This window comes from Marinilactibacillus kalidii, from assembly GCF_017599325.1.
GTDB classification, from domain to species: domain Bacteria; phylum Bacillota; class Bacilli; order Lactobacillales; family Carnobacteriaceae_A; genus Marinilactibacillus; species Marinilactibacillus kalidii.
In genome coordinates, this window is record NZ_JAGFVM010000030.1 from 123,382 (window position 1) to 150,290 (window position 26,909).

Below are 26,909 nucleotides of genomic sequence, written 5' to 3' on the forward strand. Positions count from 1 at the left end.
AGTGCTTTAAAGCTGTTCAAAAAAATTACATTACTTAGTTAAGTACTTCTATGTGACTAATTGACAAATAAAGATCCTCAGATTCAGACATTGATTTTACAAGTTCTTCTTTAGCTGGATCTACTGGAATCAATAATAAAATCGAAGCATTTTCAGGTAATGTATTCATATCAAATTCACGGTAATTGATTACTTGATTTTCAACAACTGGTTGACCATCATAAGCCCAACTGAATCTAAAATCCATATCGTTGATGACCATACCCGTTCTATTTGTTAAAAGAAACACACCGTATAGCTGTTCTTCTTCCTCATACCAATTTCCAGTGTAACTAACATTTAACAAACCTTCTTCTCCTATATTCGGATTTGCTGCTAAGAAATCTTCAGCTAGTTTCACTAAAGGATTGCTTTCAGCTGTTGCATTTAATTCTTCATAAGGTTTCGATAGCACAAGTTCTCCGGTAACACTCTCGCCTGTTTCTTCATCTTTTTCATTCATTTCTAAATCAGTTACTTCTGAGGGTTCATTTGTATTCGTCTCGGTCGTTTGTGGATCAGTATCCTCAACAGTTTCTACCTCTGTTTGAGTTTCTCCTTCGTCTTGATTAGTGCATCCAGTTAATATACTCGATATAGCGATAGTTACAATCAGCCATTTCCAACTTTTCATTTTACACTCTCCCTTTTCTTTTAAAATGCAAGTATTATCTTAATTGCTTATATCATAGATATCATACCGCTTTCTTTCTTCTTAAGTTCTATAATAAGTCTCAGGTATGATATGTTTATTCGTTTGCTGTGGTAATATCCAACTATAGAGAAGTTTTTAAGAAAAGAGGAAGCTTTAATGGCTAAATACTTATATGAAACAACTGGAGATTTCAATAAATTTGTTGGTGTAGTACATGATGTAGCACAAAATATCAGCTCAACAACCGTTTACGAAGATGGTTACCGCTTTGCTGATCAAAGTGCCATGATGGTTTATGAACGTTATAGTATCGTCGGATCAAGTAGGGTAACATTAAGTTTGATGATTACTACATTTGAAGATTCTATCCACCTGGTTGCCATTCCATCTGGCGGTAGCCAAGCTGTTGTACTTAAAATCAATAATTGGGGCGAAAATGCTTTTTTAAAAGAATTTAAAAACGCCTTAGAAACGGCTAAAAAGACTTGGTAAAGATTAAAAAAACCTATCACTCAGTAAGTCGAGTGATAGGTTTTTTATGCTATAACGGATTTCCCGCATCTGAAACCAGTATTCCCAGAAGAACTATCCGGTGTATTGGATGTTCTTGCCGACACTCTATACCGATTACAATAGGAATCGTGGCAGAGGTATGACCCGCCACGCGTAACTCTAGGGGCATCTGGTTGACCATTTGTACTAGAATCAAAGCATTCTGATCCCCATTCCCAAACATTGCCAGAAACACTATAGAGACCATAGCCATTTGCTGGAAATGCTCTCACTGGAGATGTTCCAAGAAATCCATCTTCTTTAGTATTTGAATATGGAAATTGGCCTTGCCAGATATTGCACATATGCTTGCCATCGGGCGTGAGGCTGTTTCCCCATGGGTATCTATTTTGAACGAGTCCACCTCTAGCAGCATATTCCCATTCTTTTTCCGTCAAGAGTCGCTTATCTGCCCATTGGCAATAAGCATTAGCATCATTCCAAGAGACATGAACTACTGGATGATCTAGTCTTTCTTCTATAGAAGAACCCGCACCTTCAGGATGCGCCCAATCAGCCCCTTCTACTGCAAGCCACCAAGGCGTTTGTGCCGGTGTACCTTTCACTTCGTTTCTTGTCCCATCAAATAATAGATGAAAAACAAATGACCAACCGTATCGTTCTGCTTCTGTACGGTAACCCGTCTGCTCAACAAACTGTTGAAACTCATGATTCGTTACAGGTGCAGGATCAATATAAAAAGCCTCTACATCGACAAGCCGAATAGGATCTTCGCTATCTCCGACATTTATATCTTCGTCCTCTGATCCCATTAGAAATTGGCCTTTTTCAATATAGATCATCTTTTGTAAAGAGACCTTTGCTTTTTTGTAAAAGTTCCCTTCAAAAAGTTCTTTATCTGGTGAACGATTCCCAATTTCTACATCCAAATTTGGACTACAGCAATCATGATTACTTATTATATTTGTTTGATCTCCAGTCGTTTCAACTGCGCTGCCTTTTTTGTCTATTGAATTATCTGGTTGGCAACAACTCATCCTATCACTCCATAAGTTTTACTTACTTCAATCCCAATCGACTATATTCTTCTTCTGGGGCTTCAATATGCTTCATCAATTTCATTAGTTTTTCAACCATCATTGCTTCAATTGTTTCATCATTCAATGGGCTATTTTGCTCTGGATCTTCTTTCAAATCAAACAATAAATGACCAAAAGCATATGAATTATGATAATTATCCATTTTAATCTTCAACATTGGTACATCGTTACTAAATTTATTACCAGGTACAAGTTCTGCTTCTTTTAACTGTTCTTTAGACATAAAGCCTCTGATCTGTGTAGGCATCATTGTATAATTCACTAAAGGTTGGTTATTTTCATTAACAGATGCTCGCATGTAAACATATCTGCCATCATAGACACAAACTTGACCACCGTTTGTTCCAAATAAAATGGCTTCGTGGTTGATTTTTTCATTATCTAATAATCTTAACAACGATTTACCTTCCATATTCTCAGGAATCTCAAGCCCATAGTAGTCTAGTAGCGTAGGTGCGATATCGATCGTTTGGGCAATACCAGCACAACGTTCACTTGTTTCTACCCCAGGTACATGCATGTAAAATGGAATGTGAATAATCTCTTCATATAATGGTGAGCTATTTTTACCCATCCAATCATGTTCTCCCAGTAAGAAGCCATGATCTGTATTGACGATGACCATTGTGTCTTCCCACATATTCGATTCGTCTAGAAAGTCGAGCACTTTCCCTAAATGATGATCACACATTCTCACAAGGGCTTTATATTCTTCTCTAGACTGTTTGATCCCTTCTTGTTGTGCATCGCCATCAATTTTTTGATACTTAGGCCAGTAAACAAAATCTTTTTCGTTTGAACTATTTTCTCGATAACGTTCGGGTACATAAAATGGTTCATGCGGATCAAAACATTCCACTTGTAAAAACCAATCATCTTTATCTTGATGATGGTTCAAGAAGTCAATTCCTGCATTGATTGTTTTCACCGTAGACATTTCTTCTTCATTCTGTTGTCTTGTACGATTCGCAAAATGCTGTGTGACAGATAAGCCTTTTTTATTCATGGGATGTTCATTATCATTCGGCAAAGCTTCATTTCTAGAAACCCAACGGTCTCCTTCTTGTCCTCTAAAACCTTCCCAACTACTATAGCGGTTATGATAAGTTGCACCACCATCTTCCCAGTAATGTGAGTGGTCAGTGATGAGATGCGTATAGATACCTTTTTGATTCAATGTTTCAAATACCGAAAAATCAAAGGGTTCTAGTGGGCCCCATGAACGGTGTACAAAATTATATTTCCCAGTGTGAAGTTCTCGTCTTGCTGGCATACATGGCATACTACCACCATAAAATTGATCAAACGCAATACAGTGTTCTTGCAATCGTTTAAAATTTGGTACTTCAATATCAATATCTTTATACGCTGGTAAATAATTTCTAGAAAGCGTGTCAAACATAATCATAACTGTTTTCATTATAAATTCCTTTCATCTTTATTCGTATTTGAAGAACTTACCCGCTACCATTGTTAAAACAAAAGCGGCTACTAAACCTACTGCATAACTGATTAGATACTGTAGATATTTTCCATCAGCAATCAAAGGGATAGCGGACATCCCTGCTGCACCTAATGCAGACATTTGAACATCAAAGAAACGTACCATAGCGCCACCAAATCCAGCACCTAAACTAGCTGTTATAAATCCGAACCCTGATGGAATAACTAATCCAAACATGGTTGGCTCCCCAACGGCTAGGAATGTCGTTGGCAATACGCCTCTGGCTGTTTCTTTAATGATTGGTCTCTTCGTCAAGAAATATAATCCAAGACCCGCACCAACTAAACCAGCATTGCTCATGATTTGTACAGCATTGATAGGCGTACTTCCTGTCGCATTGATGATTTCAATATTTACTGGCAATAATCCATGATGCAATCCAGTTGAAATAATGATCGGTGAAATGGCTGCTAAAACAAATCCGCCGAATACACCTGTATTTTCAATTAGATAGATAATACCATCTGTCAATCCGTCCGTCAGAATACCCGTAATTGGCATAATGATAAAAAAGAATAGAACCCCAGTCAATAATAGAGATAGTGTTGGTTTAACAACGACCGTAATGAGATCAGGAATAAATTTCTCCAAAATCCTATCAATTTTTGAGAAAATCCATACACCTAATATAACCCCGAATAAACCGCCCTGTCCAGGTGTTAATCCAATTAATGGCAAAGCCGTTGATAAGGTCATTGCCCCAATCAGTCCACCCATGATCATATCAGCTTTAAAAATTCTAGCAGAAGTGATCCCGATATAAATGGCTAAGAAACCAAAGGCAGCTTGTCCTAGCACGCCCATTATCGTGCTCACTTCCAATAAATTCCACTGACTTAGGACGACTTGTACATTGGTTAGCGTTTCTGTTGCTTCAGCACCAATTTCCGCTGCTCTATTTGTCGCTAGACTGATTAATACATTATTTAACCCTTGTAAAATACCTGATGCTATAATAGCTGGAATAATTGGTACAAAAATACTTGCTAATATTTTAAGGAAATTCTGTTTTTCCCCATCTCCACCAGTCACTGAACCAGCTTCATCTGCGCTTTCCATGCCCAATTCCTCATTGATAGCTTCTTGAAGCTTCGTACTTTTACCTGGACCTACGATGATTTGAAAAGTCTCCGCTTCTTTAATCCCTAAAACTTCCGGAATCTGTTCGATACGTTCTTTATCGACCTTCGACCGTTCGTTATATTTGATTCTTACTCTCGTCATACAATTGATCACGCTGGAAAAGTTTTCTTTGCCACCCGATAAATCTATGATATTTTGAGCTGTTTTTTTATAATCCATTTTATCTCCTCCTATTATATTTTTTTCCTATCTTGACTTTAATTATAGACTACCTTACTATGGATTAAAGCGTTATCAACAACACTGGGAATGTTCCCACTTAACTGGTACGATTTTTGTGAAGGAGACACTACATGTTTATAATTAATCTGATAAAAAATAAATCACCTCAGTTTAGTGAAACCGATAAAGAAATTAGCAAGTATATACTTGAACACAGTGAAGAAATCGTGCATCTTAGTATCACTTCTTTAGCAGAAAAAACGTATACTTCAAAATCATCGGTCCTAAGATTCGTTCAAAAACTTGGATTTTCCGGTTTCACTGAATTTAAATTTATGATTCGTAAAAGTAATCATGAAGAAAATCCTGCGAAAACAACAATGGATGATATGATTGTAGTACAGCAGAATTTATTAAAAAAACTTTCAAAGAAAGACTTTACCCCTTTATATCAATTGATTAATCATAGTCACAATATTTATCTAATCAGCACAGGGGTAAGCCAACGTCTGCAATGTCAGACGATTCAAAGAGATTTTTTGAAAATAGGTATACCTATGAATATGTTGCCTGCAGGATCAAATAATGATTTAACCAATGCAGTTGTTGAAAAACTGAGAAAAGATGACTTATTGATTGTTCTCTCTAGTTCTGGAGAAAATAAAGATATTAAAGAGATGCTAACGATTCCGCTTATCAAGCATGTTCCCATTTTTTCGATGACGATTTCAGATCAAAATTGGCTTACTGAAAAGTCTAGTTATTCTATTAGTCTTGGTATCGAACAAGGACAAGGGTTAGTGAGCGAATTTACTTCTACTTATATGCATATGACAATCGATTTCTTGAGAATCGGTTTTGAACAATATTTGAGAGAGACGATTCTCGAAAGAAACAAACAGTAAATGATTCATCTTCTTGTTTTGTGCTATTTAAATGATGGATACGTTAGAAAAAAATCCATTCATACCTAAGAGTCAAACGCAAAGGTCTGATGCGTACGAAAACCACTTTGATGATCCCTAAATTACGAACGCATACTTCAAACATTTTTGAAACCAACAAAAAAAGGGCGGAGACTTTTGTCTCGGCCCTTTTTTCTAAGATCATTTACCTTAATTAATGACTGTCAACAAAGTGAAGTCTTGTTTGGCTAAGGTTATTTCTGATTCAACTACATCAAGATACTGATCACTATTTGTAATAATCACCGGTGTCTCAACAGAATAACCTTCTTTTTTTATGCTTTCAATATCAAACGTTAGTAATAACTGTCCTTTTTTAACAGTATCACCTTGAGCGACTTGTGCATCGAAATATTTACCATTCAAATTAACCGTGTCCATACCGACATGAATGAGCATTTCGATACCATTATCTAATGTCAATCCAATGGCATGTTTAGAAGGGAATAAAGTCGACACCACACCATCTCCAATAGCATAAACTTTTCCTACAGTCGGATAAATGGCTACGCCTTTTCCTAATAAACCTGAAGAAAAGGCTGTATCAGAAATAGAAGACAGTGGCATAACTTCCCCTTCAATTGGACTAGCGATTTCAAAATCACTTACAATTGTATCTGGTTTTAAATTATCTTCTTTATTTTCTTCAGAATCGATTTTCGGATCATAAGCAATCGTCAATGTTAAAATCAATCCTAAGAAGAATGATACAGCGATTGCGATGATTGCCCCATAGAATCCTAAAGTTAACCCATCAGCATTGGGATCTATATAAGCAGGAATCGCAAAGATTCCTAAACCACCAATCAGGTAGACTCTTGAACCTAACCAACCCATGATCATTCCACCTACAGCTGATGCAGCAAGTGTTGCAAAGAATGTCTTTTTACGAGGTAAAGTGATACCATATAGCGATGGTTCAGATATCCCAAAGATACTTGAGATAAAAGCCGGAATTGCCAAAGCACGTAATTTTTTATTTTTAGTTTTAATAATAATACCCAGAACAACACCCGCTGTTGCGAATGGTGTACCAATACTTAAGACTAAGATTGGGTCGCTTCCAAAAACAGTCAAGTTGTTGATGGCAATCGGAATCATACCCCAGTGTAAACCGAACATAACGAATACTTGCCAGAACCCACCTACTAAAATACCAGCTAGGATGGGGCTCAAATCATAAACAAATAATGTGAGCGAGCCTAGTAATTGTCCAGCCCATGTTGCAACAGGGCCAATTAAAATAAATGTAATGGGTACGACAATTAGAATTGTAAAGAACGGTGTAAGGAAAGTTTTCACGACGTCTGGAATCATTCTTTGCAATGGCTTTTCTACTTTAGAAGCAAAGTAGACTGCTAAGATGACTGGAATCACACTTTGTGCGTAACTCATTAAAATAACCGGTATCCCTAAAAATTCAATGTGTACATTCGATTCGAAGAGTGACCCTTGGAACAAAGAATACAAAGGGTCAGTAGCACCTGGTACGGCCGCTATATTCGGATAGACAAGTGACGCACCGAGGACCATCCCAACAAAGGGTTTTACACCAAACTTAACTGCAGCAGTATAGCCTAGGAAGATAGGGAAAAAGTAAAACAAACTATCTCCTGCCGCTTGAAGAACTTGATAAGTTCCTGAAGTGTTCGCTATCCAACCAAACGCAACGAACATAGCATTCAAACCTTTGATCATACCTGTCGCAGCTAGTACACTTAATACAGGCGTAAAGATACCAGAAATGGTATCAATAAATGCATTAAATAAATTCTTGTCTTTATTTGACTGGTCTTCTTCTACTGAGTTGCTTTCTTTTATCTGAGCATACGCCATTAAATCACTGTATACATCTGGTACATGATTTCCAATAACAACCTGATACTGTCCGCCACTTTGCATAACAGTGATGACCCCATCTGTGTTTTTCAGCGTGTCTGTGTTCGCTTTTGATTCATCTTTCAACTTAAATCTTAATCGTGTCACACAATGCGTCACACTATTGATATTCTCTTTCCCTCCAACGTTATTAACGATTGTTTTAACTAATTCTTCATATTTCATTACTTTTCTTCCTCTCTTTATGATCTCCTAAAACAAAAAGCAGGTAAGACTGAATACAGTGAGCCCCTAAGACTCACCCATTCGGTCTTGCCTGCTTTACCAGTAACACTCCAATGTAGTTTATTCTATTAGTTTCTGAATGTGTAATGTAAGATATAATTGCTCATCTTCGTCTAAGACGACATCTAAATATTGTTCGATTTTTTTCATGGTAGTAAAAGCTGCGGTATATCTCACTTTGATTTGTTCCAGAAGTGGATTCTTGGTCATAGTCTCAGATCTCAGATCTAAACGCTTAAAGAAAAATCTTAAATGCGTAACAAATCGATCATACGCGATGGATGACTCATCCAATTCAATTTTATTCTGAAAACGAATAAGTGATAAAATATCCCTTATTTTCTTAGGCGAATTCTGACTAGGTGATAAATGACTGATACCAGAAGTTAACTGCGCATTAATAAAATGTAGTGCTAAATTTCCAGCTTCTGATTCAGAGATTTTTTTACCTGTCTTGTCACTGATCATCTTAACTGATTTCTGAGCAACTTCAAACTCCTTCGGGTAAAACTTCTTTATCTCCCAAAACAAAGCATTCTCGACTTCGACGCCTTCATCGTGCAACTTCAGCAAATTGGCAATATGATCGGTCAGTGAGATATAGATCGTATCACTCAATTCCTGTTGTAACTTTTCTTTTGCATAACTGATTACATCATCAGCAATCGAGACGTATTCAACCGGAATATTTTCAACAAGTTCCGAAAACCGATTCGTTAAATTTGACTGTTGCATCACAAAAACTTTTTCTATCTTACTCTCGTCTGGCTGATCTCCTGGCTTTTTACCGAATCCAATCCCTCCACCGACCCAGATGAAATCTTTTCCCTCTTTACTGTTTTCATCACGAACTAGGATCGCGCTGTTATTCAAAACCTTTTTTACATGCATGTATTCACCCCCAATAGAAAGAAAAAAACCCTAATATACCTAGAGAATAAACCCTAAGAGTATACTAAGGTATAGCCTGATCAGTTCGCTGTCAGTAACCATCCATTTGATTGTATTCAAATAATAGCATGCTTTGAAATCGATTGCAACCGTTTACTGGAATTTATTTTACACTTTTTTCCTTACTTCTCAATACAGTTCAGTTCTAACGATAACTTTTCTTTTATACTGATTATTATTTGATTAACTTCTAGCAATTTTTATGAATGCTTCATACGTAGTTGCACTCAGTAGCTCAATATATTTTTCTTCTCTGGCTGATTCAACGAAGAAATCGTAAATACCTAATGCTTCTTCGTAATCTTCTTTGCTAATTGCAATCAAAAATACTACTTTTACTGACCTATTCTTATCCCATATCAGATCCTCTTCCAATAAAGCTACAACTATTCTTGTTTTCTTAGCAAATAGCCCCATTGGATGAGGTATCGCTAAGCCTTCTGCTAAAGCCGTTGATCCAAGTGACTCTCTTTCCAAAACAGATGCTAAAAAGTCTGTTTGTTCCATCAGTAAGTCTGTTTCATCAAGACGTGCTACCATCTCTGAGATCAATTGTGTTTTAGATTTAAATGTTTCTTTAATAAATAAAGATGGCGAAAAGAATTTTGAAAAAATATCTTCTTTTAGATTATTTTCATCTTCTATTTGATGATTTAATGCTATCAGTTCTTTTTTTGAAGGTAAGTTATCTACCTTAAAAACAGGTTTATTTTTTTTATTGATTTCAACTGTGGTCAGCACAACATCTTCTTCAATATATTCTAGTTGATGGTATTTCTGAGCTGATATCGTTTTAATAACAAAAAGGTTTGGGAGCGTACGTCGAATAGATGTTTCAATCATTCTTGCTGTTCCTACTCCCGCACCACAAACGATTAAACAAGTTGTATGCCTAGCATATTCAATCTGGTAATTTCTTTCCAAAGCTGCTCCAATGTGTAACGCTAAGTAAGCCACTTCACCATCATTGATTGAATAGGAATAGCGGTCTTTGACGGATTCGACTGCATTCAGTGTTACTTCGAAAGCTAGCGGGTAAAATTTTTGAATATGTTCTTCCATTGGGTTTCGTACACGAATATCGTGATCAAACCGATAAAACATAGAGTGAATATGATTGATCAAGTCATTTTTTAATTGTTCGTCATCGGTCAATTCGTATTGATAATGCGCTTTAATGGTAGATAAAAGATCGTTGATATATCGTTGTTCTCTTTGCCGATCTTCCTCGTCTTGTTCAAGAGAATGGATTGTTTTACTTTTTATCAAAATCGACAAATAACTTAGCTCTGCATCGGTTATCTCAATTTCCATGACAGCTTCGAGATACGTTTTCAATTCATTGATGAATTCACTTCCACTTTCATCTATGTCGTAGATATCCAAATCTTTTAGGATGAATTGATTTTTTATACGTGTATACATCACTAATAAGTGATAAATAAAGTTCTCTAAGTTTTCATCGGTGAATACAATCGCATATTGTTGGAGCATGTTAGGAATCTTTTCCCTTAGATCCCTAATCAATGAATCTGACCATTGAAAAAAAGGATGAATGCTTAATTGGGTAAGGGTCTTTGGATTGAATAAGGACATTAAAGCATAGCGTTTATCTTTTTCATTGCCTTCTACACTGACGCCTTTACCAACTTTTGAAACAAATGTAAGTTTGTACTCTGCTAACGTAGATTTGATAGCAGGCAAATCATTTGTTAAAGTTGAACGACTAATATATAAAGCTTCTGCATATTCTTCTAACGATTTTACTTGTTTTTCAAATAATAACATCCTAATAAAATATCGAATTCGTTCTTTACAATTGGATACGTCGTGCAGATTATTGACCTGTTCATTCTCAAATTCTACATAGCGATTGTTGTCGATAATATCGATCCAATAACCACAACCTCTTTTTAAGTTGATTTCAAAGCCATAGTTTCTGGCATTTCCATTCATTTCCTTAACATCATTACGAATCGTTCTAGAAGAAACAGTTAGATTTTCACCGAGACGTTCACTATTAAATACCTCTGGCTTATCTTTTATCAGCTGATATATTCTAAAATGTCTAGCTTGATCAAACATCTGCTCACCTCTATTGATTACTATCTACTTAATACAGATAAAGAAGACTTGGTTATTCAACCAAATCTCCTATCCGCTTCTTAAAGTCTAAATTTGATTGTTTTAAACTGATTCTTATTGAGTCGATCTGTCGACCGATCTTCTGTACGTTCATCCAGTTTAACGAACCTTCCACTTTCAAGTAACGCTTTGTCTAACCTTGACGATTTCTCTAGATAAGGATTAAATTGTCTAATAATGATTTCATCAGAATCTTCTGCTTTCTTGATTGCAGAAATTACGGAATCTTTATTTTCTAATGACATGAGTCCATATGAGGCTTTATTTGTTTTTTCTTCATCACGATAAGCATAAATCAATCTTCCATTTAAGAAATCAGAAAACTGGTAAGTTGGCATTGGTGATAAAAATTCTTTTGCCAATTGTCCAATTTTTGCTTCATCGAACGATAGCGTCTTAGTTACATAAGCAAACGTTGCGGACAACTTACCCAGTAATTGTGCATCTGGTGTTTCAACGATTGATTCACCTGAGGCACGACCTGGTCGGTACAATAAATCAGTTTTCCCCATATGACTAAAGGTTCTAAAGAGCGTTAACTGAATCGTGTCGTATGTTTCTCCAATGATTTCGTATTCTCTTACACCTTCAGTAATAATCGCTGTTGTGCGCTCTTCATTGTGCAAGCTCACATAACTTTGCATCGGTTCAATCGAGATAGGTGCTTCGTCCCACTCCTCTTCTTCCCAAACTTCCATCTCTGGAAGATATACAGGACGTTTGACTGTCCCAAATAATTGGTCAGCTGTTGAGAAGTCACTGGCAATTTCTGTATTGAATTGCACACATAAACGATGACTGAGTACTTGATTATTCATATCTACACTAAATCGAATGACTTCTTCATCTTTTCTTAGAGACACAGTTGCTGTAAGAACAAATGCCTGATCTGCTTTACCGGTGGCTCTCTCTTCTAAACTAAAAGGTACAGTCATTTCGAGACTTAAGTGTAATCTCTCTTCCAGTGCTGTTGTTTCAATATTTAGTGATAACCGTTGGGCCTCAGTAGAAGAAATTACTTGATCTTCTCTAGGTGGAGAGTAATTATAAGAATCTCCATCATCACCATTCTCAACAAAAATCATCTGGTTCTCGAATACTTTCCCAGAATCTTTGTCGACAATGGTTAACGAGTGATTGTCCGCTATCGAAATACGATATTTTGCGTTTTCAATTGATGATTCTGTTTTCTCTTCAATTGAAACCTGATTAGCGCCATCTGCTCGTTCTAAATAGAAAGAATGATATCCTAGCCCTTCAACTTCTGAAATCTCAACCAACATATCAACTAGATAGACTTTCTCAGGACGATAGATTTCTTTGCTCGGATTTAATTGAATCGTTTGATTTAAAACGTATTCTGTTAAATCAACCTTGTTTAGTATACTATAAGAAAGGTCTTTTCCGTTGATATCTTTCATTTTGAATGCATTCTCAGGGATATATGCCTGAACTTTGATGATCCCTGATCGTTTATATGGTAGAGGATTAAAAACAGTAAAGTTCAAATCATTTTCATATAGGATACGTTCAGAGACTAATCTCATATGAATATTTAACAGATTTTCAGCTTTATCTTTTGCAAGTTTATAGCGATAGTTAACGTCTTGGTTTGTTGTATCGCTATTGCAGCCACCGATGCTATCATGTGCTGCATTTTCAAACATTAATTTCCAGATTTCTTCAAGTTCAGTGTGCGGATAACGATTCCCTAGCTTATAGCTGATCGTTAAGATTGGTTCCAAAACATTTACAAGATAGTTTTCAATCTCATTATTCATTTGTTTTAAATCCGCTCTAGTTGAAAAGATCGATTTATGCAAACGACTATGCTTTCCTTCAGTTAATTCCCCTTTGATTACAGGTAAATCTTTGACATCTTTTTCGAGATCATCAAAAAATGTCTCAGGTGAGTGTAAAACGAATTCTCTATTTTTATCTGTTTGATTAAATCGTTCCAAAAGTTCCGGTAAGTTCTTTCTTACAGGCGCCTGGTCAAAGCCATTTGGGAAATAAATGTGTTCAGTTGATGCTTTTGCTTCTAGCTTCCCAACAAATTCATCCAAATATGCTTGAACATCTTCTTGATCTTCTGGTAAGTTTCCGCCATGGTAGTAACCAAAAGGAACTTGAACGGCAATATTTTGAGAACCGTCGTCGCCTTCCCATGTGAATTCCGTTTGTTTAAGACGATTATCAGCAACCCCTCGCCAGAATAAGAAGCGATTGATCCCAAATTGATTATAGATTTGTGGCATATTGCCACCTTGTCCAAAGGCATCTGGTACATAGCCAATATTCATAGAGTGTCCTAGCGCTTTGCTAAAACGGGTACCATACATTAAGTTTCTAACAACAGATTCTTGAGAAATGACTAACTGATCTGTTTGTGTATACCATGGTCCGATGAGTAACCTTTTAGCTGAAACTAGCTTTTCAATACGCGCTTTATCTTCTGGACAATACTTGAGATAATCTTCGATCAAAGAACTTTGTGCATCCATTAGATAAAAATCAAATCCTGGTGTATCTTCAAGCGTTTCTAACACTTCTTTGAGATGCTTAACCAGATAGATCGTTGATCTGGAAGAAGTAAAATACCATTCTCTATCCCAGTGTGTGTGCGGAATTACATGAACCTTACTTTTAGTCATTATACTATAACGCTCCTTCTATAAGTCATCAAAATTTAATTCAATACTGTCTTCTCCTACGGTTGATGCTGCTGTTGGCGATGCAACTTTGTCTTTGTCAGTAAAATCAACTAATATATTGGATCCAATAGCAATGATGAATGCACCCACCAAAATACCGATAACGTATGCCCAACCGCTTCCCACTGAAAAGAAGCCATATACTCCACCTACTGGTGGCATAATATCATTTGCACCCAAAGCAATTGCAGTTGCCGCGCCGGTTGCCGAAGCGATAACATTCAAGGGAATCAGTTTTAAAGGGCTTTTTAATGTAAAAGGAATGGCACCTTCTGTGATACCAATGATCCCCATAATGAACGACCCTTTTCCTGACTCTGCAAGTTCAGGTGAGAAGTTTCTTTTTTTGATCAGTGTTGCAATACCATATCCAAGCGGTGGCACACAAATTGCTGCATTAACCATGATAGCTGGTAGATAAATTCCACTAATCATCAGTGCATTTCCAGCCATCCAAGCTGCTTTATTGACGGGGCCACCCATATCAAAGCCAATCATACCGCCCATAATTGCTGCCAGTAAAATGGTATTTGTACTATTTTCTGTCATATCAGTAATCCAGTTTAATAATGAGGTATTAATCCAACCTAGCGGTCCACCTAATATGAGTGACATAAGAATCCCCGTTGCCCCCACCGTAATTAAAGGTAGAATAATTAGAGGCAACGCAGTAGACAATGATCCTTCAATCTTGATGTGATTTTTAACCCAGTTTGTCAACCATCCTGCAAAGAAACCAGCTACAACTGCGCCTAAAAATCCAGCATTCGTGTCTGAAGCTAAAGCACCCCCTACCAGACCAGCTGCCAAGGCAGGTTTCCCAGCTATTGAATAAGCAATGTACGCACCAAGTACGATATTTAATAAACCAATGGCTGTCCAGCCAACTTGTTCAAATAAGTATGCATAGTGAAGAAGACCACCTGAATCCGCTACTGTGTTAAGATCCGTAACACCAAACATAAACCCAATGATTTTTGCTACTGCAACAACTAAAGAGCCCGCTATAATAACGGGTAAGACATAAGAAATCCCAGACATCAAATGATCTTTAGCTACATTCATTTTCTTTTTCATCTTTTACACTCCTTTGATCAGAATTTTTTACGGCTTTCGATTGCTTTAACTATTTTTTCAATGACGCCTTCTCCATTAGAAACACATTGTCCAATTTTTACTCTCACAACTGTTTTACCATTGAACCGTTCTTCTCCTTCGATGACTTTATCTGCTGCAATAATCACGACTTCAGCATTGAAAATATCCTCTAAAGTAACCTCATTTACGGTTCCCATCGCGCCTTGTTGTTCGATTTTCACATTATGTCCCAATTTATCTCCAGCTTTTTCAAGTGATTTTGCTGCCATCGGGGTATGTGCTAGCCCTGCTATACATGATGCTACGCCTACGATATTCATACTTGATCTACTCCTTCTTCTTCTAAATTTAATAACGTTAACATTGCTTCTTCATCTTTTACAGAGAACACTTCTTCCTGAAAGTCTTCTTCAAGCAATTTAACTGCCAGAGCTGAAAGAATTTTAATGTGTGTAGAACCTGCTTCATTTTTTGGAACGAGTATAGCGAATATTGCTTTAGCATTGAAATCATCTGGAGATTCCCAGTTAATTTCTTTTTTTAATCTAACAAAATATAATTTTGCTTCTTTGACTGCATCGCTTTTGGCATGCGGAATAGCAATGCCAGGTTGAACGGCAGTAGGGTACTCTTTCTCACGAGAAAGGAAATCACTGAATAACATTTCTTCATCCTCTACAACACCTTGTTGCTTTGCTTTTTTAGATATGAAGCTTAATACTGCTTCTTTATCTTCAAGAAGACTATCTAAAAATATTTGTTGTTTATCCATCAACACGTCCAAAATCACTCCTTCATCTTTAAAGGTATCGCTTACATTTCATAGTATACGTAATTAATTGTTCTCCTTTAATTTAAAGATTCGCCAGTTGAAGTGGAAAAAAGTATACGAGCAAAAAAAATAGACCTAAGTTACTGAATAAACTCAGGTCTATGTAGATCATCTATTATTCTTTACGATATTTATCTTCAATCAAAGTATAATTATCATGATCGATTAGATGCCATTCTGTTTTCTTATAATGGACTGTTTTTAACATTCGATTAATATGGTTTGGATCATAAGCTCTATATCGTAATGGACCATTTATCCAAAACTGCCTGTCATGATAATCAGGATGATTTGGATCCTTGAGGATACGAAGGAGCTCATGATATCCCTCGACGCCACCAATGTCTTCAGGTGGTGCTGTTCCTGCACCATCTAATAAAATAGGATATCCAAAATAATAGTCCTCTACAATATCTTCCAGTATAATCGTTATTTCCCAGTTATCTCCATAATCATACACATAGTCAATGGATCGATACGTCTCCAGATAATCATCGATTTTTAACCCCGAAGGTTTTCTAACCTCTTTATTTAGTCGAGATTGATGCTGTTCTTCAAATTTCCGCATGTTTTTGGGTATATTTTTCAATTGTTCTTCAAATAACTTACGATTTTTTTTAAAATACTGATGTTCAAGGTATGCCTCTTCATTATTGGTTACGACACGATTCTCTTCCTCTAAACGAAATTCGTAAAGATGATTGTCTTTAAAATTGGTAGCATACTGAATCATATCGTGTAACCTTCTATAAGTTGCACCGGCAGGCAAAACGATTTTTCTCCATACTTTTGGATGGCTTTCTTTTAATTCAATGCGAATAATATAAGCTTTGATAATGGACATCTCCTAAATCATAATGAGTTGATCAAATTTTTTTCACTATCTTTAATCGTAAAGTTTGTACGATTTGCATATTAAATTTTTTGAATTTATTCCGATAATGATAAGGTTGTTCTAGCGTTACTTTTTTTAAATGAACGCTAAGGCTATTAAGGGGGTGCGTGTATGTATAATCAACTAACGAATGAAGAAAAAATGGTCGTTAATTCTGAAGTAAACAATCAGAAAAAAAGTGCTGGTGTCGCTTATCTATTATGGTTCTTTCTAGGTACTCTAGGCATCCATAGATTTTACTTGAATAGAAAAGCTTCGGCAATCGCTCAGCTATTATTGACTGTTGTCGGATGGCTTACAGTTGTTTTTGCTATTGGTTTTGTTTTCCTATTGATTTGTGGTGTTTGGCTTTTAGTCGATCTTTTCCTTATTGGTGGTATGATCAAAAAGGATCAAGCAGACCTTGTTGATCATTATTCAGAAAAAATCTTACATAACCGACAAGCTAGTTTTTAAGTGTGTAGGTTTCAAGCAGAGAAAGAGGTACGCCTTGGTTAAACCATGTGTACCTCTTTATTTTATAGAAATTCTAGTATTAAAAAACATATGTAAAACGGTATGGCAAAAAGAAAAATGACTTTTACAAATTGGGTGTTCTTCCCTTTTGTACTGTAATTGTTCGCACGCATACGGTCGCCGCTCACAGCAGTTCCTGAGAAAATCACTACTAGTACAGTCAGTATAGCTGCAGCACACATAATGAATGTCCCAAAATCGAAAGGCATCGCAAATGTCATTAAATAGCTGATGCTTAACACTACCAATCCAGCAGCAAAAGCTTTCACAGATAAAGGGATTCTTTTAACGTTTTCCATTTTTGTCCTCCTTACTACTAAATGAACCGAATATTGTTACTTCTCTTAATAGTAAGATTATACCAGAACGAATTAAAAATAACTTTTATATCAAAAATAATTACTCGATTTGTTCTTTTTGAATCAATGCTTCAATCGCATCAGTGTCTCCAACATCGACACTGACTCGTTCTTTTCTATCTAACAGTTTTTGCGTATAAACACTCACGCCATTTTCTATTTTTACATTTGAAGAAAGCATTTCCCAACGATGCGGTACTGGATAAACATCGATGGTGCCATTACCGTTACTAGAATAAGTGATTGATCCTTCTGCAAGTCTCGAACCAGAAAGATGTACCACAGGTTCTGGGTATACTGCACTTGCTTCATCTTCACTATTTAAGGGTGACCCTTTAGGTATTTTTTCAACAGACAATTCATCAATATCTTGCGTTGCACCTAGTTGCAACCAGATACGTGCATACTCGATTTCTTCATTCGAATAAGCTGCTAATGTATCATCCACTTCTTCAGTTTCCTCAACTATTTCTGCTTTATCCTCATCTACTTCATCGGCTGACTCTACTTTTTTTACTGGTTCTAGATCTGTTGTTGTATCATCTTTTTCAACTGGCGTTTCAGTAACCATTTCTTTTTCACTTGTTTCGCTTGCACAACCGTTTAGTAGACTAAGAACGACTAAAGCACCGACTGTTTTGCTTAATTTATGACGATTCATTCTATGTATCTCTCCTTTAACTATATACATAGTTAAGAGACCTCAACCCAGCTATCCTACTGTTGAAGAGATCTCTTGCTACATATCTTTTTTCATAAAATATCTGGTTTCACCGGGTAAGGGTGAGTTTTCGATCTGCCCAATGATCTCATATCCGTGTTTTTGATAAAAGGCTGGTGCATTAAAACTCATCGTCTCTAAATAAACGTAGCGATAGTGTTCATCACGTGCAATGGTTTCAACATGAGCGAGTAGCTTTGAGCCAATTCCCTTGCCTTGAGTCTGTTTCGAAACATAGAACAACTCGATTTTAATGTGATCCCACTGGACGTGTCCGACGATTCTTCCGAGCACTTGGTCTTCTTCTTTGTATACAAAGCTGATTGCTTTGGTGTCCATTTGTAGATTCGGCACTTTTTCCTTGGTATATTCATCAAGGCCTGCTAAAGTTGCCTTTTTATTTTCCTTATAAGGTACTTGTTCAATCGCCATATTAAACTCCTCTGATAAAATAGTTTACTTACCTATTTCATTTTATCAGTTTAGTTATTTAAATTCATCTGATTTTTTATCGTTGAACAACATATCTGGAAGAAATCACTTCAAGGTACGACTGTAAATAGCTAAACAAACTACAAATCAACCAATAAATCAGGGCGACCATAATGTACATGGTCATATAATCGAACTCTCGCCCGCCAACGATTCTGGCGTTTTGAAAAATCTCGTTGACCGTGATCATTGCTGCTAGGGATGTCCCTTTAATGACATCGATCAGTACATTCCCTAATGGTGGTAAGGCAATGCGTGTTGCTTGAGGGATAATAATCGCACGAAAGGTTACACCTTTACCTAGACCAAGAGCTTTAGCCGCTTCCCATTGACCGTGGTCGACAGAGGATACCGCTGATCTCAAAATCTCAGAGATGTATGCCGCTGAGTTTAGGCTAAAGCAGATAATCGCCGCTGTTACGGCATCAAATTGTACATTAACAAAGGGTAAACCAAAATAGATCAGAAATAAAAAAACGAGTGCCGGTGTGCCACGCATAAAGGAAACATAGATTTTAGCAAGCAGATTTACGATCTTTAATTCAGACAATCGCATCACTGTCAGGCCTAATCCGATAATCAATCCAATAAACGTACTAATCATCGCGATGAATAGCGTATTGGGGATCCCGCTCAATAAAAAAGGCAAGGATTCCCACGCTAGTTCAGGGTCAAAAATATACTGCCATTCAATCCCACCCATGACTATTCCTCGATCTCATATGTTGGCATATCAAAATCTTGTTCAACAGATACATCTTCTCCGTCATAGAATTCTTCAGATAATGCACTTAAAGTCCCATCAGAATGCATTTCTTCTAAAGCTTTGTCTACTTCTTGGGTCAACGTATCGTTGCCTAATTTCATCGAGAAATTTGTATAGCTTGGATTGAAAAATAAATCTTCTTGAATTTTGATTGGTATCTCTGGAAAAGCTGCTAACGCTAACTTTTGTCCATAGTAATCATTGATGATCAAATCAGTTCGACCATTGGCTACATCCCATAAATACTGGTCATTTGTCGCATTATCGTAAATAACAAGTTCCGCACCATACTGTTCGGCAATCTGCATATAAGCGGTTGTTGCCGCACCAGCTGCTCGCTTGCCTTCTAAATCTTCCATACTTTGAATACCAGAATTGTCGTCTTCTCGCACGATCATGGACATATAAGTGTACTTGTATGGTTCAGAATAATTAAATTTATCTGCATTTTCTCCAGCATGACTGATGCTCAAGGCTGCAATGTCTACTTGTTCACTATTAAGGGACGTCAACATACCATCTACGCCCATTTCTGTGAACTCGACATCAAGGTTCAGTCGCTCGCCGATTTCTCTTAAAATTTCAACTTCGAATCCTGTAAGATCATTAGTACCTTCTTCGTGATAAGAATTTGGAAAGTAGGTTCCGGAAGTGGCTGCTTTCAATACACCCGCTTCTTGAATGTTCTCCCAAGAGGCGTCTTCACTAGCTGTTTCATCCGTTGAGTTGTCTTCAGCAGAATTTGACCCACAAGCAGTCAATAAAAATGTACTTCCTAAGGATAACGTTAATAAGGATTTTAAGGTTCTGTTCATCATATACTTCCTCTCAAATTAGATCTACTAGATTTTAACAAGCATGATCGAACCGAGTCAAAAATCGTTCTCCAATTTCGTCAATTTTCATATAAAATATTTTCAAAACCTTTAAAATACCTATCAGGACAGCGTTTATACAACACTTAATATATACAACATTGTTTTTTATCTAGCAAAGACCTAACGCGCTATACAAAAAAGCTAAGTCCTTTTAAAGAACTTAGCCCTAACATGATTTTTCTTCTATTGAATAGAGAGTAGAATGACTTACGACTTAATAGGTTTGTTTCTCTAGAGACTTCCACCAATCTTCTTGTATCTGATACCAAGCAATCGTCTCATGTAGACCTTGATCGAAAGTATGGATCGGTGCCCAGTCTAGCTCCGACCGAATTTTACTTGTATCTAGGGCATAACGCTTGTCGTGACCCAGACGATCTTCCACATACTGAATAAGGGTATCTGAACGACCGGTATGCTTTAGAATCGTTTGTACGATTTCCAGATTAGAGCGCTCGTTTTGCGCTCCGATATTATAAATTTCTCCACTTTTTCCTTTCATCAAAACTGCATATAGTGCTCTACAATGATCTTTTACATGAATCCAGTCTCTCTTATTCAGACCATCACCATAGATTGGGAGTATCTTTCGCTCCATTGCCCGTGTGATCATTAGAGGAATCAGCTTTTCAGGATATTGAAATGGACCATAATTGTTTGTGGAACGCGTAATCCGGACATCCAATCCATAAGTATGCCCGTAAGCACCGACTAATAAGTCTGCACTCGCCTTACTTGCGGCATAAGGACTGCTAGGATTCAATAAATCAGTCTCTTTAAAACTGCCTTCTCCTTCAATAGACCCATAAACTTCATCCGTAGATACTTGAATAAATTGTTCGATTTGCCAATTTTTTGCTGCTTCTAGTAAAATCGTCGTTCCTTGAACATTTGTGTTCGTGAAATGTAATGATTGAACGATACTTCTATCGACGTGCGACTCCGCTGCGAAATTGATTACATGTGTAATACCATAGGCTTCCATCAAGCGGTCAATAAATGGTGTATCTGTGATATCTCCTTTTACAAAAGTATACCGTTCGCAAGCCTCGATTGATCTTAAGTTTTTTAAATTTCCGGCATATGTCAATTTATCTAAGTTAACGACAGTAACGTTCTGGTCATGCTTTAATATGTAACGAATAAAGTGGCTGCCAATGAATCCTGCACCACCAGTAACTAATAATATCATATGATTCGAACTCCTTTACCGACTAAACTCAACAATATTTCTTATTAGAAGACGCTATTATTTCATCTCATTTTATCATATTTTCGCTTAATAATCGACAGCCTTATCCAGTACCCAAATAAAATAGCCACTACTAACAAGCTGTATAAAGTATGAAGAATTTAGTAAATTTTATTTTATGCCGTTGTTTGAAATAACGACCGTTGTTATACTGGAATTATCATATTAAACGAACTGATACCTACAAAAAATCGTCTGTATCATTCGTAAAGAAAGGATTTGTGTAGATGTACCAACCGAACAAAGAATTACAAAGACTCCGAAAAATCATAGGAGAAAATTTCTCCCCTCCTCCGATAACCGTCAAAGATGCCTTGACATACTTCAATCCGAAACCAACCCCACATGCCATTTCTTCTGAAACGATTCCTCAATATATAGATGAAGCCATTATCAGACAAAGAATTTACATTGATGAATCGGCTTATTATCTCTGTGACTTATCTAAACATTCCTTTACACCTTACCAAAGTATCGTTTTTGAACAGACTGGCGCTATTTACAAGTCGGAAGAAACAACAACTGATATCATCCATCGCTTCTTTAAATTGAACACTTCTTATACGATCATTCAACATTTAGGAAGCCTCATTGGTATCAAGCAAAAATGTCCTTACGTATTAGGGAACATCCAATTCGCCCCGGAGAAAGGGCCTTCAAAAGATCATGTTAATTGGATCGGTCTTCATCATGTGAAAAATATCGAATCTTGTAACGATAAAACGTTTATTCATATCCATCCAAAACACGAATTGATTTCCAATACTAAATTGCAGGCGGTTGAACGAATGATCGATAATGCCGCTGAAATGGTTTATTTACAGCAGTGTATGAAACTCGATTTCGAACGTTTATTCAAAACGAATCAACCCCTTCAACCGGACAATATGATTTCACGTATTCTTCAACACAAGTCTTATATGTATGATCAAATTTCTCCTTTTAGTTGGTTCACGGATATGATGTTATCCATTTGCCAAAGAATGATAGCGGATACTTATGGTGAAGCGTTTGAACAGCTTCAATCTGATGAGACAGAAGACTAAAAAAACAGCCACTGATCTATCGTCAGTGGCTGTTAAAGATTAGTGAATCAATTTTACATAGGTTGGACTTGCCGTAACATAAAAAACCTCTCCTCTAGCATTGGCTACTTTGTATTGTTTACCACTGCCCACTTTGACTTTTTCTAACACTTTCGTGAAGCCTTGACCGAACGTCAGATAACCAAATACATCTTCATCCTTCCAGCTTGGTCGCTTATAAAAGCGTAAATGCCCATGGTGAATACTTTCGACGCGTCCAGATAAGCCATCCTTTTTGCTAACCGTCTGATTAGTCGAGTGCACATAGTGTATCCCAAGATTTTTACAAATCCCTTCAAGGACCGCTTCAGCTGCTTTATAGATGTTTGCTTCATCATTGTAATAGGCGTGATCTTGAGCATGATCAATAAAACCATACTCGATGATAACGGTCTCTGTCCTTCCTGTCAGTCTGTGCAAAAAGTAATAATCTACTCCCGGACTGGTTGTACGGTGGAAAACCCTTCTCAGCGGCAAATTTGTGGTCTGTTTTAGACGATTCGCTAGATCATTTGCAAAATCCGGTTTAGCTTTTACTGAATGAATCGTTTCAATACCACGCCCATTTCCATCAAAGGCATTCCAGTGATTAGAGATACAAATATCATATTGATTTTTAATTTTAGCGATACGCTGGGTCGGAGATAAGGTAGTATCTGCGTTTCTCGTTAATGCAACTTTGGCACCCAATTCTGTTAATCGTTTGTACTGATAGCGGCTGATCGTGAGTGTCCAGTCTTTTTCTTTTTTATTGAAACCCACTGCACCCGAATCGATCCCACCATGTCCAGCGTCTATGATAATCGTTTTACTCATAAAATTTCCTCCCATTACTGTTTTAAAACTGTTTGATAGTGACTTAACTTTTTAGCTACTTGCTTTTTCCAGGTGTAGACCGTTTTCCGACTAACTTGAAGTTTCTTGGCAATTTCAGTAATCGTTAACTGGTCCATCACTAAATACTTTAGATAAAGTTGTTCTTTCTCTGTAAGGCACTGTAGCATCGAACTGAACATCGTCCAGACGATAATTTCTTGGTCAAAAGCTTGATGATCGACGGTTCCTCGTTCTTTATAAGATTCTGGCAGTGCTGCTTCACGTTCAAACACTTTCTGCTCTTTACGTATCTGATCCATCAGACCCCAATAGACTTTCCGGTAGGCGTAGCCGGTGAATTGATAAAAGTACGTCTCTTGATGCAAGTCTTTTGGGAATGACTGATAGGCACCAACTAATTTTAACCGGCCGATTTGGATAAAGTCATCGTAGTTCATATGATCGTAGCGAATACCCATTTTCTTCATTGCCCCAAACACAATTGCATCGTGAACAAAGAAAAAATCCTGTTCCATCTCTTCTTCCAATTGTCTTTGCATATTCCCCTCTATTTCTAAAAAATCATTTTTTATTTACAAGGCCTTGTATGCTTTTACTTTATCTATATTGCGCTTCTCATTCAAAGTGCTAAAAAAGATGGTTTTAAAAGCAAATCGGTAAAAATTTTAACAAATGGCATGCTTTTATCTAAAACCGGTGAATCATCGTATACGATTTCATTAAACTTTTATTTTTAACTACAACTATTTTTACAAATACTAAAAAGCTCTAGCACCTCAACTGGAGGTACTAGAGCTTTAACGGATTTAAACTGATTTAAGCAGAAAGCTTATTTCCTTTACGTTTATTCAATGTATCAAAAACAACAGCCCCTAATAACACAAGCGCTTTGATTGCTTGTTGAAAATCGACACCAATACCCAAGAGTGACATCCCGTTATCAAGGATTCCCATGATCAAAGCCCTATGACCGCACCGACAATCGTTGCAACACCACCTGATGCTTGAAGGGAAGAAAGAACACCTAAACTGATGCCAACATTATGACTAAAAACAGGTTTTTATATTCATTAGAAAGTACGCTATAAAACAAAAAATCTTCTTGACTAGAATGATGCTAGTCAAGAAGAATTTTTTTGAAACGTTATGTTAAGGACAAGAATTTTTCAACAATATTTTTTGGTGTGAAACCATAAGCTTCAACAACTTTTGAACCTTCGCCACTTTGGCCGAAGCGATCAATTGTCAAACTTGTGCCTTTTAGTCCCGTGTAACGTTCCCAGCCAAACGAAGCGCCCATTTCAATTGCAACACGTTTGGTAATCGTTGATGGTAATACCGATTCTATATAGGACGCTGACTGCTGTTCAAACAGGTCCATACTCGGCATTGAAACCACTGATACATCAACACCAGCGTTTTTCAACTGTTGCTGTGCTTCGATTGCTAATGAGACCTCTGATCCTGTCGCGATCAAGATACCTTCCGGCGTTTCATCTACTGCAGGTGAAATGACGTATGCACCTTTTCGTACGTTTTCTTTTGCATTGTTTTCTGTTCCCGGTAATACTGGCAAGTCTTGTCTCGTTAAAACCAGCATAGTGGGTGTTTTCTTAGATTCAACGGCTATGGACCATGCCGCAGCTACTTCGTTTCCATCCGCTGGACGAATGACAGATAAGTTGTGCATCCCACGATAACTGGACAGTTGCTCGACAGGTTCATGCGTCGGTCCATCTTCCCCTACCGCAATCGAGTCATGCGTCATCACATATATTGCTGGGATCTCTGATAATGCCGCTAATCTAACAGCCGGGCGCAAGTAATCTGAGAATACGAAGAAGGTACTAACATACGATTGTGTTCCGCCATGAAGTAAAATACCATTCAACGCAGCAGCCATTGCAAATTCTCGAACGCCATACCAGATAATGCGTCCATCATACTGTGTTGCTGAAAAATCTTTCTGGTTATCGAGCATCGTTTTATTGGAACCTGATAAATCAGCTGATCCTCCCCAGAATGTCGGGACAGCTTTAGCGATGGCATTTAATACTTCTCCACTAGACACGCGTGTCGCCTTTGTCCCACTCTCACCACTATAAACCGGTAATGCCTCTTGCCAGCCCTTTGGTAATTGACCATTCATCATCTCTTCAAAAGCTAGAGCTGATTCAGGGAAGATAGCTTTATACTTTTCAACCAATTGTTTCCACGCTGATTCTGCTTTTTGTCCTTCCTCAACCATTGTTTCATTGAATCGAGCTTGTACGGACTCTGGCACGAAGAAATCTTCTTCTTCCCAAAGATAGGCTTTCTTAGAAGCTACTATACCTTCTGCTCCTAGTGGCGCGCCATGAACCGCAGATGTTCCAGCGTTCGGTGCACCGAAACCTATCGTTGTCTTCACTTCTATCAAGGTTGGTTGATCAAGATTGCCCTTCGCTTGCACAATAGCTTGATCGATGGCTTCAAGATCATTTCCATCCTCAACTAAAATATGTTCCCAGCCATAAGCTTCAAATCGTTTACCGACTTTTTCGGAAAAAGCCATTTCAATCGGGCCATCTAATTGAATGTCGTTTGAATCATATAATACAATAAGCTTTCCAAGTTTCAAATGTCCTGCAAGAGATGCGGCTTCTTGAGAAACGCCTTCTTGTAAGTCTCCATCGCCACATAAGACATAGGTGAAATGATCGATCACATTGAACGACTCTTTATTAAAACGACTTGCTAGATGGGCTTCTGCCATTGCAAAACCAACAGCATTCGCGATTCCCTGGCCTAACGGTCCAGTCGTCGCTTCTACACCATCTGTCATATGCACTTCCGGGTGTCCAGGCGTTCTACTTCCAATTTGTCTAAAATTTTTCATATCCTCGATCGTCACGTCAAAACCAGAGACGTGTAGTAAGCTATACAATAACGCCGAACCATGGCCCGCTGAAAGAATAAACCGATCGCGGTCAAACCATTTTGACTGTTTCGGATTGACTTTCAAGTGTTTTGTCCATAATGCATAAGCCATTGGCGCTGCCCCCATAGGCAGTCCAGGATGACCAGAATTCGCTTTTTGCACAGCATCTATACTTAACGTTCTCAAGGTATTTACACCAAGTTCATCTATTTTGTCAAACAATTTATTCCCTCCAACTACTTT

The 26,909-nt window shown here is 37.4% G+C and carries 25 protein-coding genes and 1 pseudogene; 4 read left to right on the plus strand and 22 right to left on the minus strand.

The window, feature by feature from the left end:
• Positions 1 to 34: 34 nt before the first annotated feature.
• The gene (locus tag J5J05_RS07395) at positions 35 to 673 is read right to left on the minus strand and encodes a hypothetical protein (RefSeq protein WP_208560043.1); all 639 of its coding nucleotides are present in this window, start codon (positions 671 to 673) and stop codon (positions 35 to 37) included.
• Positions 674 to 850: 177 nt separating this feature from the next.
• On the opposite strand from J5J05_RS07395, the gene J5J05_RS07400 reads away from it, so the two are divergent.
• Positions 851 to 1,186, plus strand: coding sequence for a DUF6054 family protein (locus J5J05_RS07400; protein WP_208560044.1), 336 nt, complete (start codon positions 851 to 853; stop codon positions 1,184 to 1,186).
• A gap of 44 nt (positions 1,187 to 1,230) precedes the next feature.
• On the opposite strand, the gene J5J05_RS07405 is transcribed toward J5J05_RS07400, so the two are convergent.
• The 3 genes from J5J05_RS07405 to J5J05_RS07415 all read right to left on the minus strand — a co-directional run bounded on the left by J5J05_RS07405 (position 1,231) and on the right by J5J05_RS07415 (position 5,113).
• Entirely contained in the window at positions 1,231 to 2,049 is an 819-nt protein-coding gene (locus J5J05_RS07405) for a formylglycine-generating enzyme family protein (protein WP_208560096.1), read from the minus strand.
• Positions 2,050 to 2,266: 217 nt separating this feature from the next.
• Positions 2,267 to 3,727, minus strand: a complete 1,461-nt coding sequence (locus J5J05_RS07410) for a sulfatase-like hydrolase/transferase (RefSeq protein ID WP_208560045.1) — start codon at positions 3,725 to 3,727, stop codon at positions 2,267 to 2,269.
• A gap of 18 nt (positions 3,728 to 3,745) precedes the next feature.
• The gene (locus tag J5J05_RS07415) at positions 3,746 to 5,113 is read right to left on the minus strand and encodes a PTS transporter subunit EIIC (protein ID WP_208560046.1); all 1,368 of its coding nucleotides are present in this window, start codon (positions 5,111 to 5,113) and stop codon (positions 3,746 to 3,748) included.
• A 134-nt stretch (positions 5,114 to 5,247) separates the two neighbouring features.
• Here J5J05_RS07415 and J5J05_RS07420 point away from each other — a divergent pair, with 134 nt between their 5' ends.
• The gene (locus J5J05_RS07420; RefSeq protein WP_208560047.1) at positions 5,248 to 6,021 is read left to right on the plus strand and encodes a MurR/RpiR family transcriptional regulator; all 774 of its coding nucleotides are present in this window, start codon (positions 5,248 to 5,250) and stop codon (positions 6,019 to 6,021) included.
• 210 nt (positions 6,022 to 6,231) lie between these two features.
• On the opposite strand, the gene J5J05_RS07425 is transcribed toward J5J05_RS07420, so the two are convergent.
• The 8 genes from J5J05_RS07425 to J5J05_RS07460 all read right to left on the minus strand — a co-directional run bounded on the left by J5J05_RS07425 (position 6,232) and on the right by J5J05_RS07460 (position 16,789).
• Positions 6,232 to 8,145 carry a beta-glucoside-specific PTS transporter subunit IIABC gene (locus J5J05_RS07425; protein WP_208560048.1) on the minus strand — a complete coding sequence of 638 codons (1,914 nt, stop codon included), beginning with the start codon at positions 8,143 to 8,145 and terminating at the stop codon, positions 6,232 to 6,234.
• 120 nt (positions 8,146 to 8,265) lie between these two features.
• Positions 8,266 to 9,096: a PRD domain-containing protein gene (locus tag J5J05_RS07430; RefSeq protein ID WP_208560049.1), complete on the minus strand. Its 831-nt coding sequence runs from the start codon at positions 9,094 to 9,096 to the stop codon at positions 8,266 to 8,268.
• Positions 9,097 to 9,339: 243 nt separating this feature from the next.
• The gene (locus tag J5J05_RS07435) at positions 9,340 to 11,241 is read right to left on the minus strand and encodes a BglG family transcription antiterminator (protein ID WP_208560050.1); all 1,902 of its coding nucleotides are present in this window, start codon (positions 11,239 to 11,241) and stop codon (positions 9,340 to 9,342) included.
• An 80-nt stretch (positions 11,242 to 11,321) separates the two neighbouring features.
• Complete coding sequence (gene mngB, locus J5J05_RS07440; protein WP_208560051.1) at positions 11,322 to 13,955, minus strand: mannosylglycerate hydrolase; 2,634 nt, start codon at positions 13,953 to 13,955, stop codon at positions 11,322 to 11,324.
• Positions 13,956 to 13,973: 18 nt separating this feature from the next.
• Positions 13,974 to 15,092 (minus strand): PTS fructose transporter subunit IIC, encoded by a 1,119-nt coding sequence (locus tag J5J05_RS07445; RefSeq protein WP_208560052.1) that lies wholly within the window; start codon positions 15,090 to 15,092, stop codon positions 13,974 to 13,976.
• 17 nt (positions 15,093 to 15,109) lie between these two features.
• The gene (locus J5J05_RS07450; RefSeq protein ID WP_208560053.1) at positions 15,110 to 15,433 is read right to left on the minus strand and encodes a PTS fructose transporter subunit IIB; all 324 of its coding nucleotides are present in this window, start codon (positions 15,431 to 15,433) and stop codon (positions 15,110 to 15,112) included.
• Positions 15,430 to 15,885 (minus strand): PTS sugar transporter subunit IIA, encoded by a 456-nt coding sequence (locus J5J05_RS07455; RefSeq protein ID WP_208560054.1) that lies wholly within the window; start codon positions 15,883 to 15,885, stop codon positions 15,430 to 15,432. Before J5J05_RS07455 ends, J5J05_RS07450 begins: the two co-directional genes overlap by 4 nt.
• A gap of 175 nt (positions 15,886 to 16,060) precedes the next feature.
• Positions 16,061 to 16,789 (minus strand): plasmid pRiA4b ORF-3 family protein, encoded by a 729-nt coding sequence (locus tag J5J05_RS07460; RefSeq protein WP_208560055.1) that lies wholly within the window; start codon positions 16,787 to 16,789, stop codon positions 16,061 to 16,063.
• Between the two features lie 162 nt (positions 16,790 to 16,951).
• Between J5J05_RS07460 and J5J05_RS07465 the strand changes: the two genes are divergently transcribed.
• Entirely contained in the window at positions 16,952 to 17,296 is a 345-nt protein-coding gene (locus J5J05_RS07465; protein WP_208560056.1) for a TM2 domain-containing protein, read from the plus strand.
• 62 nt (positions 17,297 to 17,358) lie between these two features.
• On the opposite strand, the gene J5J05_RS07470 is transcribed toward J5J05_RS07465, so the two are convergent.
• From J5J05_RS07470 to rfbB, 6 genes are all read right to left on the minus strand, one after another.
• Positions 17,359 to 17,655: a hypothetical protein gene (locus J5J05_RS07470; protein ID WP_208560057.1), complete on the minus strand. Its 297-nt coding sequence runs from the start codon at positions 17,653 to 17,655 to the stop codon at positions 17,359 to 17,361.
• Between the two features lie 100 nt (positions 17,656 to 17,755).
• Entirely contained in the window at positions 17,756 to 18,376 is a 621-nt protein-coding gene (locus J5J05_RS07475) for a hypothetical protein (protein ID WP_208560058.1), read from the minus strand.
• 78 nt (positions 18,377 to 18,454) lie between these two features.
• The gene (locus tag J5J05_RS07480) at positions 18,455 to 18,868 is read right to left on the minus strand and encodes a GNAT family N-acetyltransferase (RefSeq protein ID WP_208560059.1); all 414 of its coding nucleotides are present in this window, start codon (positions 18,866 to 18,868) and stop codon (positions 18,455 to 18,457) included.
• 76 nt (positions 18,869 to 18,944) lie between these two features.
• The gene (locus tag J5J05_RS07485; protein ID WP_208560060.1) at positions 18,945 to 19,631 is read right to left on the minus strand and encodes an amino acid ABC transporter permease; all 687 of its coding nucleotides are present in this window, start codon (positions 19,629 to 19,631) and stop codon (positions 18,945 to 18,947) included.
• A 2-nt stretch (positions 19,632 to 19,633) separates the two neighbouring features.
• On the minus strand, positions 19,634 to 20,509 hold the full coding sequence (locus J5J05_RS07490; protein ID WP_208560061.1) for a transporter substrate-binding domain-containing protein: 876 nt from the start codon (positions 20,507 to 20,509) through the stop codon (positions 19,634 to 19,636).
• 277 nt (positions 20,510 to 20,786) lie between these two features.
• Entirely contained in the window at positions 20,787 to 21,764 is a 978-nt protein-coding gene (gene rfbB / locus J5J05_RS07495) for a dTDP-glucose 4,6-dehydratase (RefSeq protein ID WP_208560062.1), read from the minus strand.
• 287 nt (positions 21,765 to 22,051) lie between these two features.
• Between rfbB and J5J05_RS07500 the strand changes: the two genes are divergently transcribed.
• A complete protein-coding gene (locus J5J05_RS07500) occupies positions 22,052 to 22,870 on the plus strand; it encodes a competence protein ComK (protein WP_208560063.1) in 819 nt (272 codons plus the stop codon).
• A 39-nt stretch (positions 22,871 to 22,909) separates the two neighbouring features.
• Here J5J05_RS07500 and J5J05_RS07505 read toward each other — a convergent pair whose 3' ends face one another.
• The 4 genes and pseudogenes from J5J05_RS07505 to tkt form a co-directional block, all read right to left on the minus strand.
• A complete protein-coding gene (locus tag J5J05_RS07505) occupies positions 22,910 to 23,725 on the minus strand; it encodes an N-acetylmuramoyl-L-alanine amidase family protein (RefSeq protein WP_208560064.1) in 816 nt (271 codons plus the stop codon).
• Positions 23,726 to 23,739: 14 nt separating this feature from the next.
• Positions 23,740 to 24,285 (minus strand): sigma-70 family RNA polymerase sigma factor, encoded by a 546-nt coding sequence (locus J5J05_RS07510; RefSeq protein ID WP_208560065.1) that lies wholly within the window; start codon positions 24,283 to 24,285, stop codon positions 23,740 to 23,742.
• Between the two features lie 277 nt (positions 24,286 to 24,562).
• Positions 24,563 to 24,747, minus strand: a pseudogene (locus J5J05_RS07515) (sugar ABC transporter permease); the annotation flags it as partial.
• Between the two features lie 143 nt (positions 24,748 to 24,890).
• Positions 24,891 to 26,888 (minus strand): transketolase, encoded by a 1,998-nt coding sequence (gene tkt / locus J5J05_RS07520; protein ID WP_208560066.1) that lies wholly within the window; start codon positions 26,886 to 26,888, stop codon positions 24,891 to 24,893.
• Positions 26,889 to 26,909 lie beyond the last annotated feature (21 nt).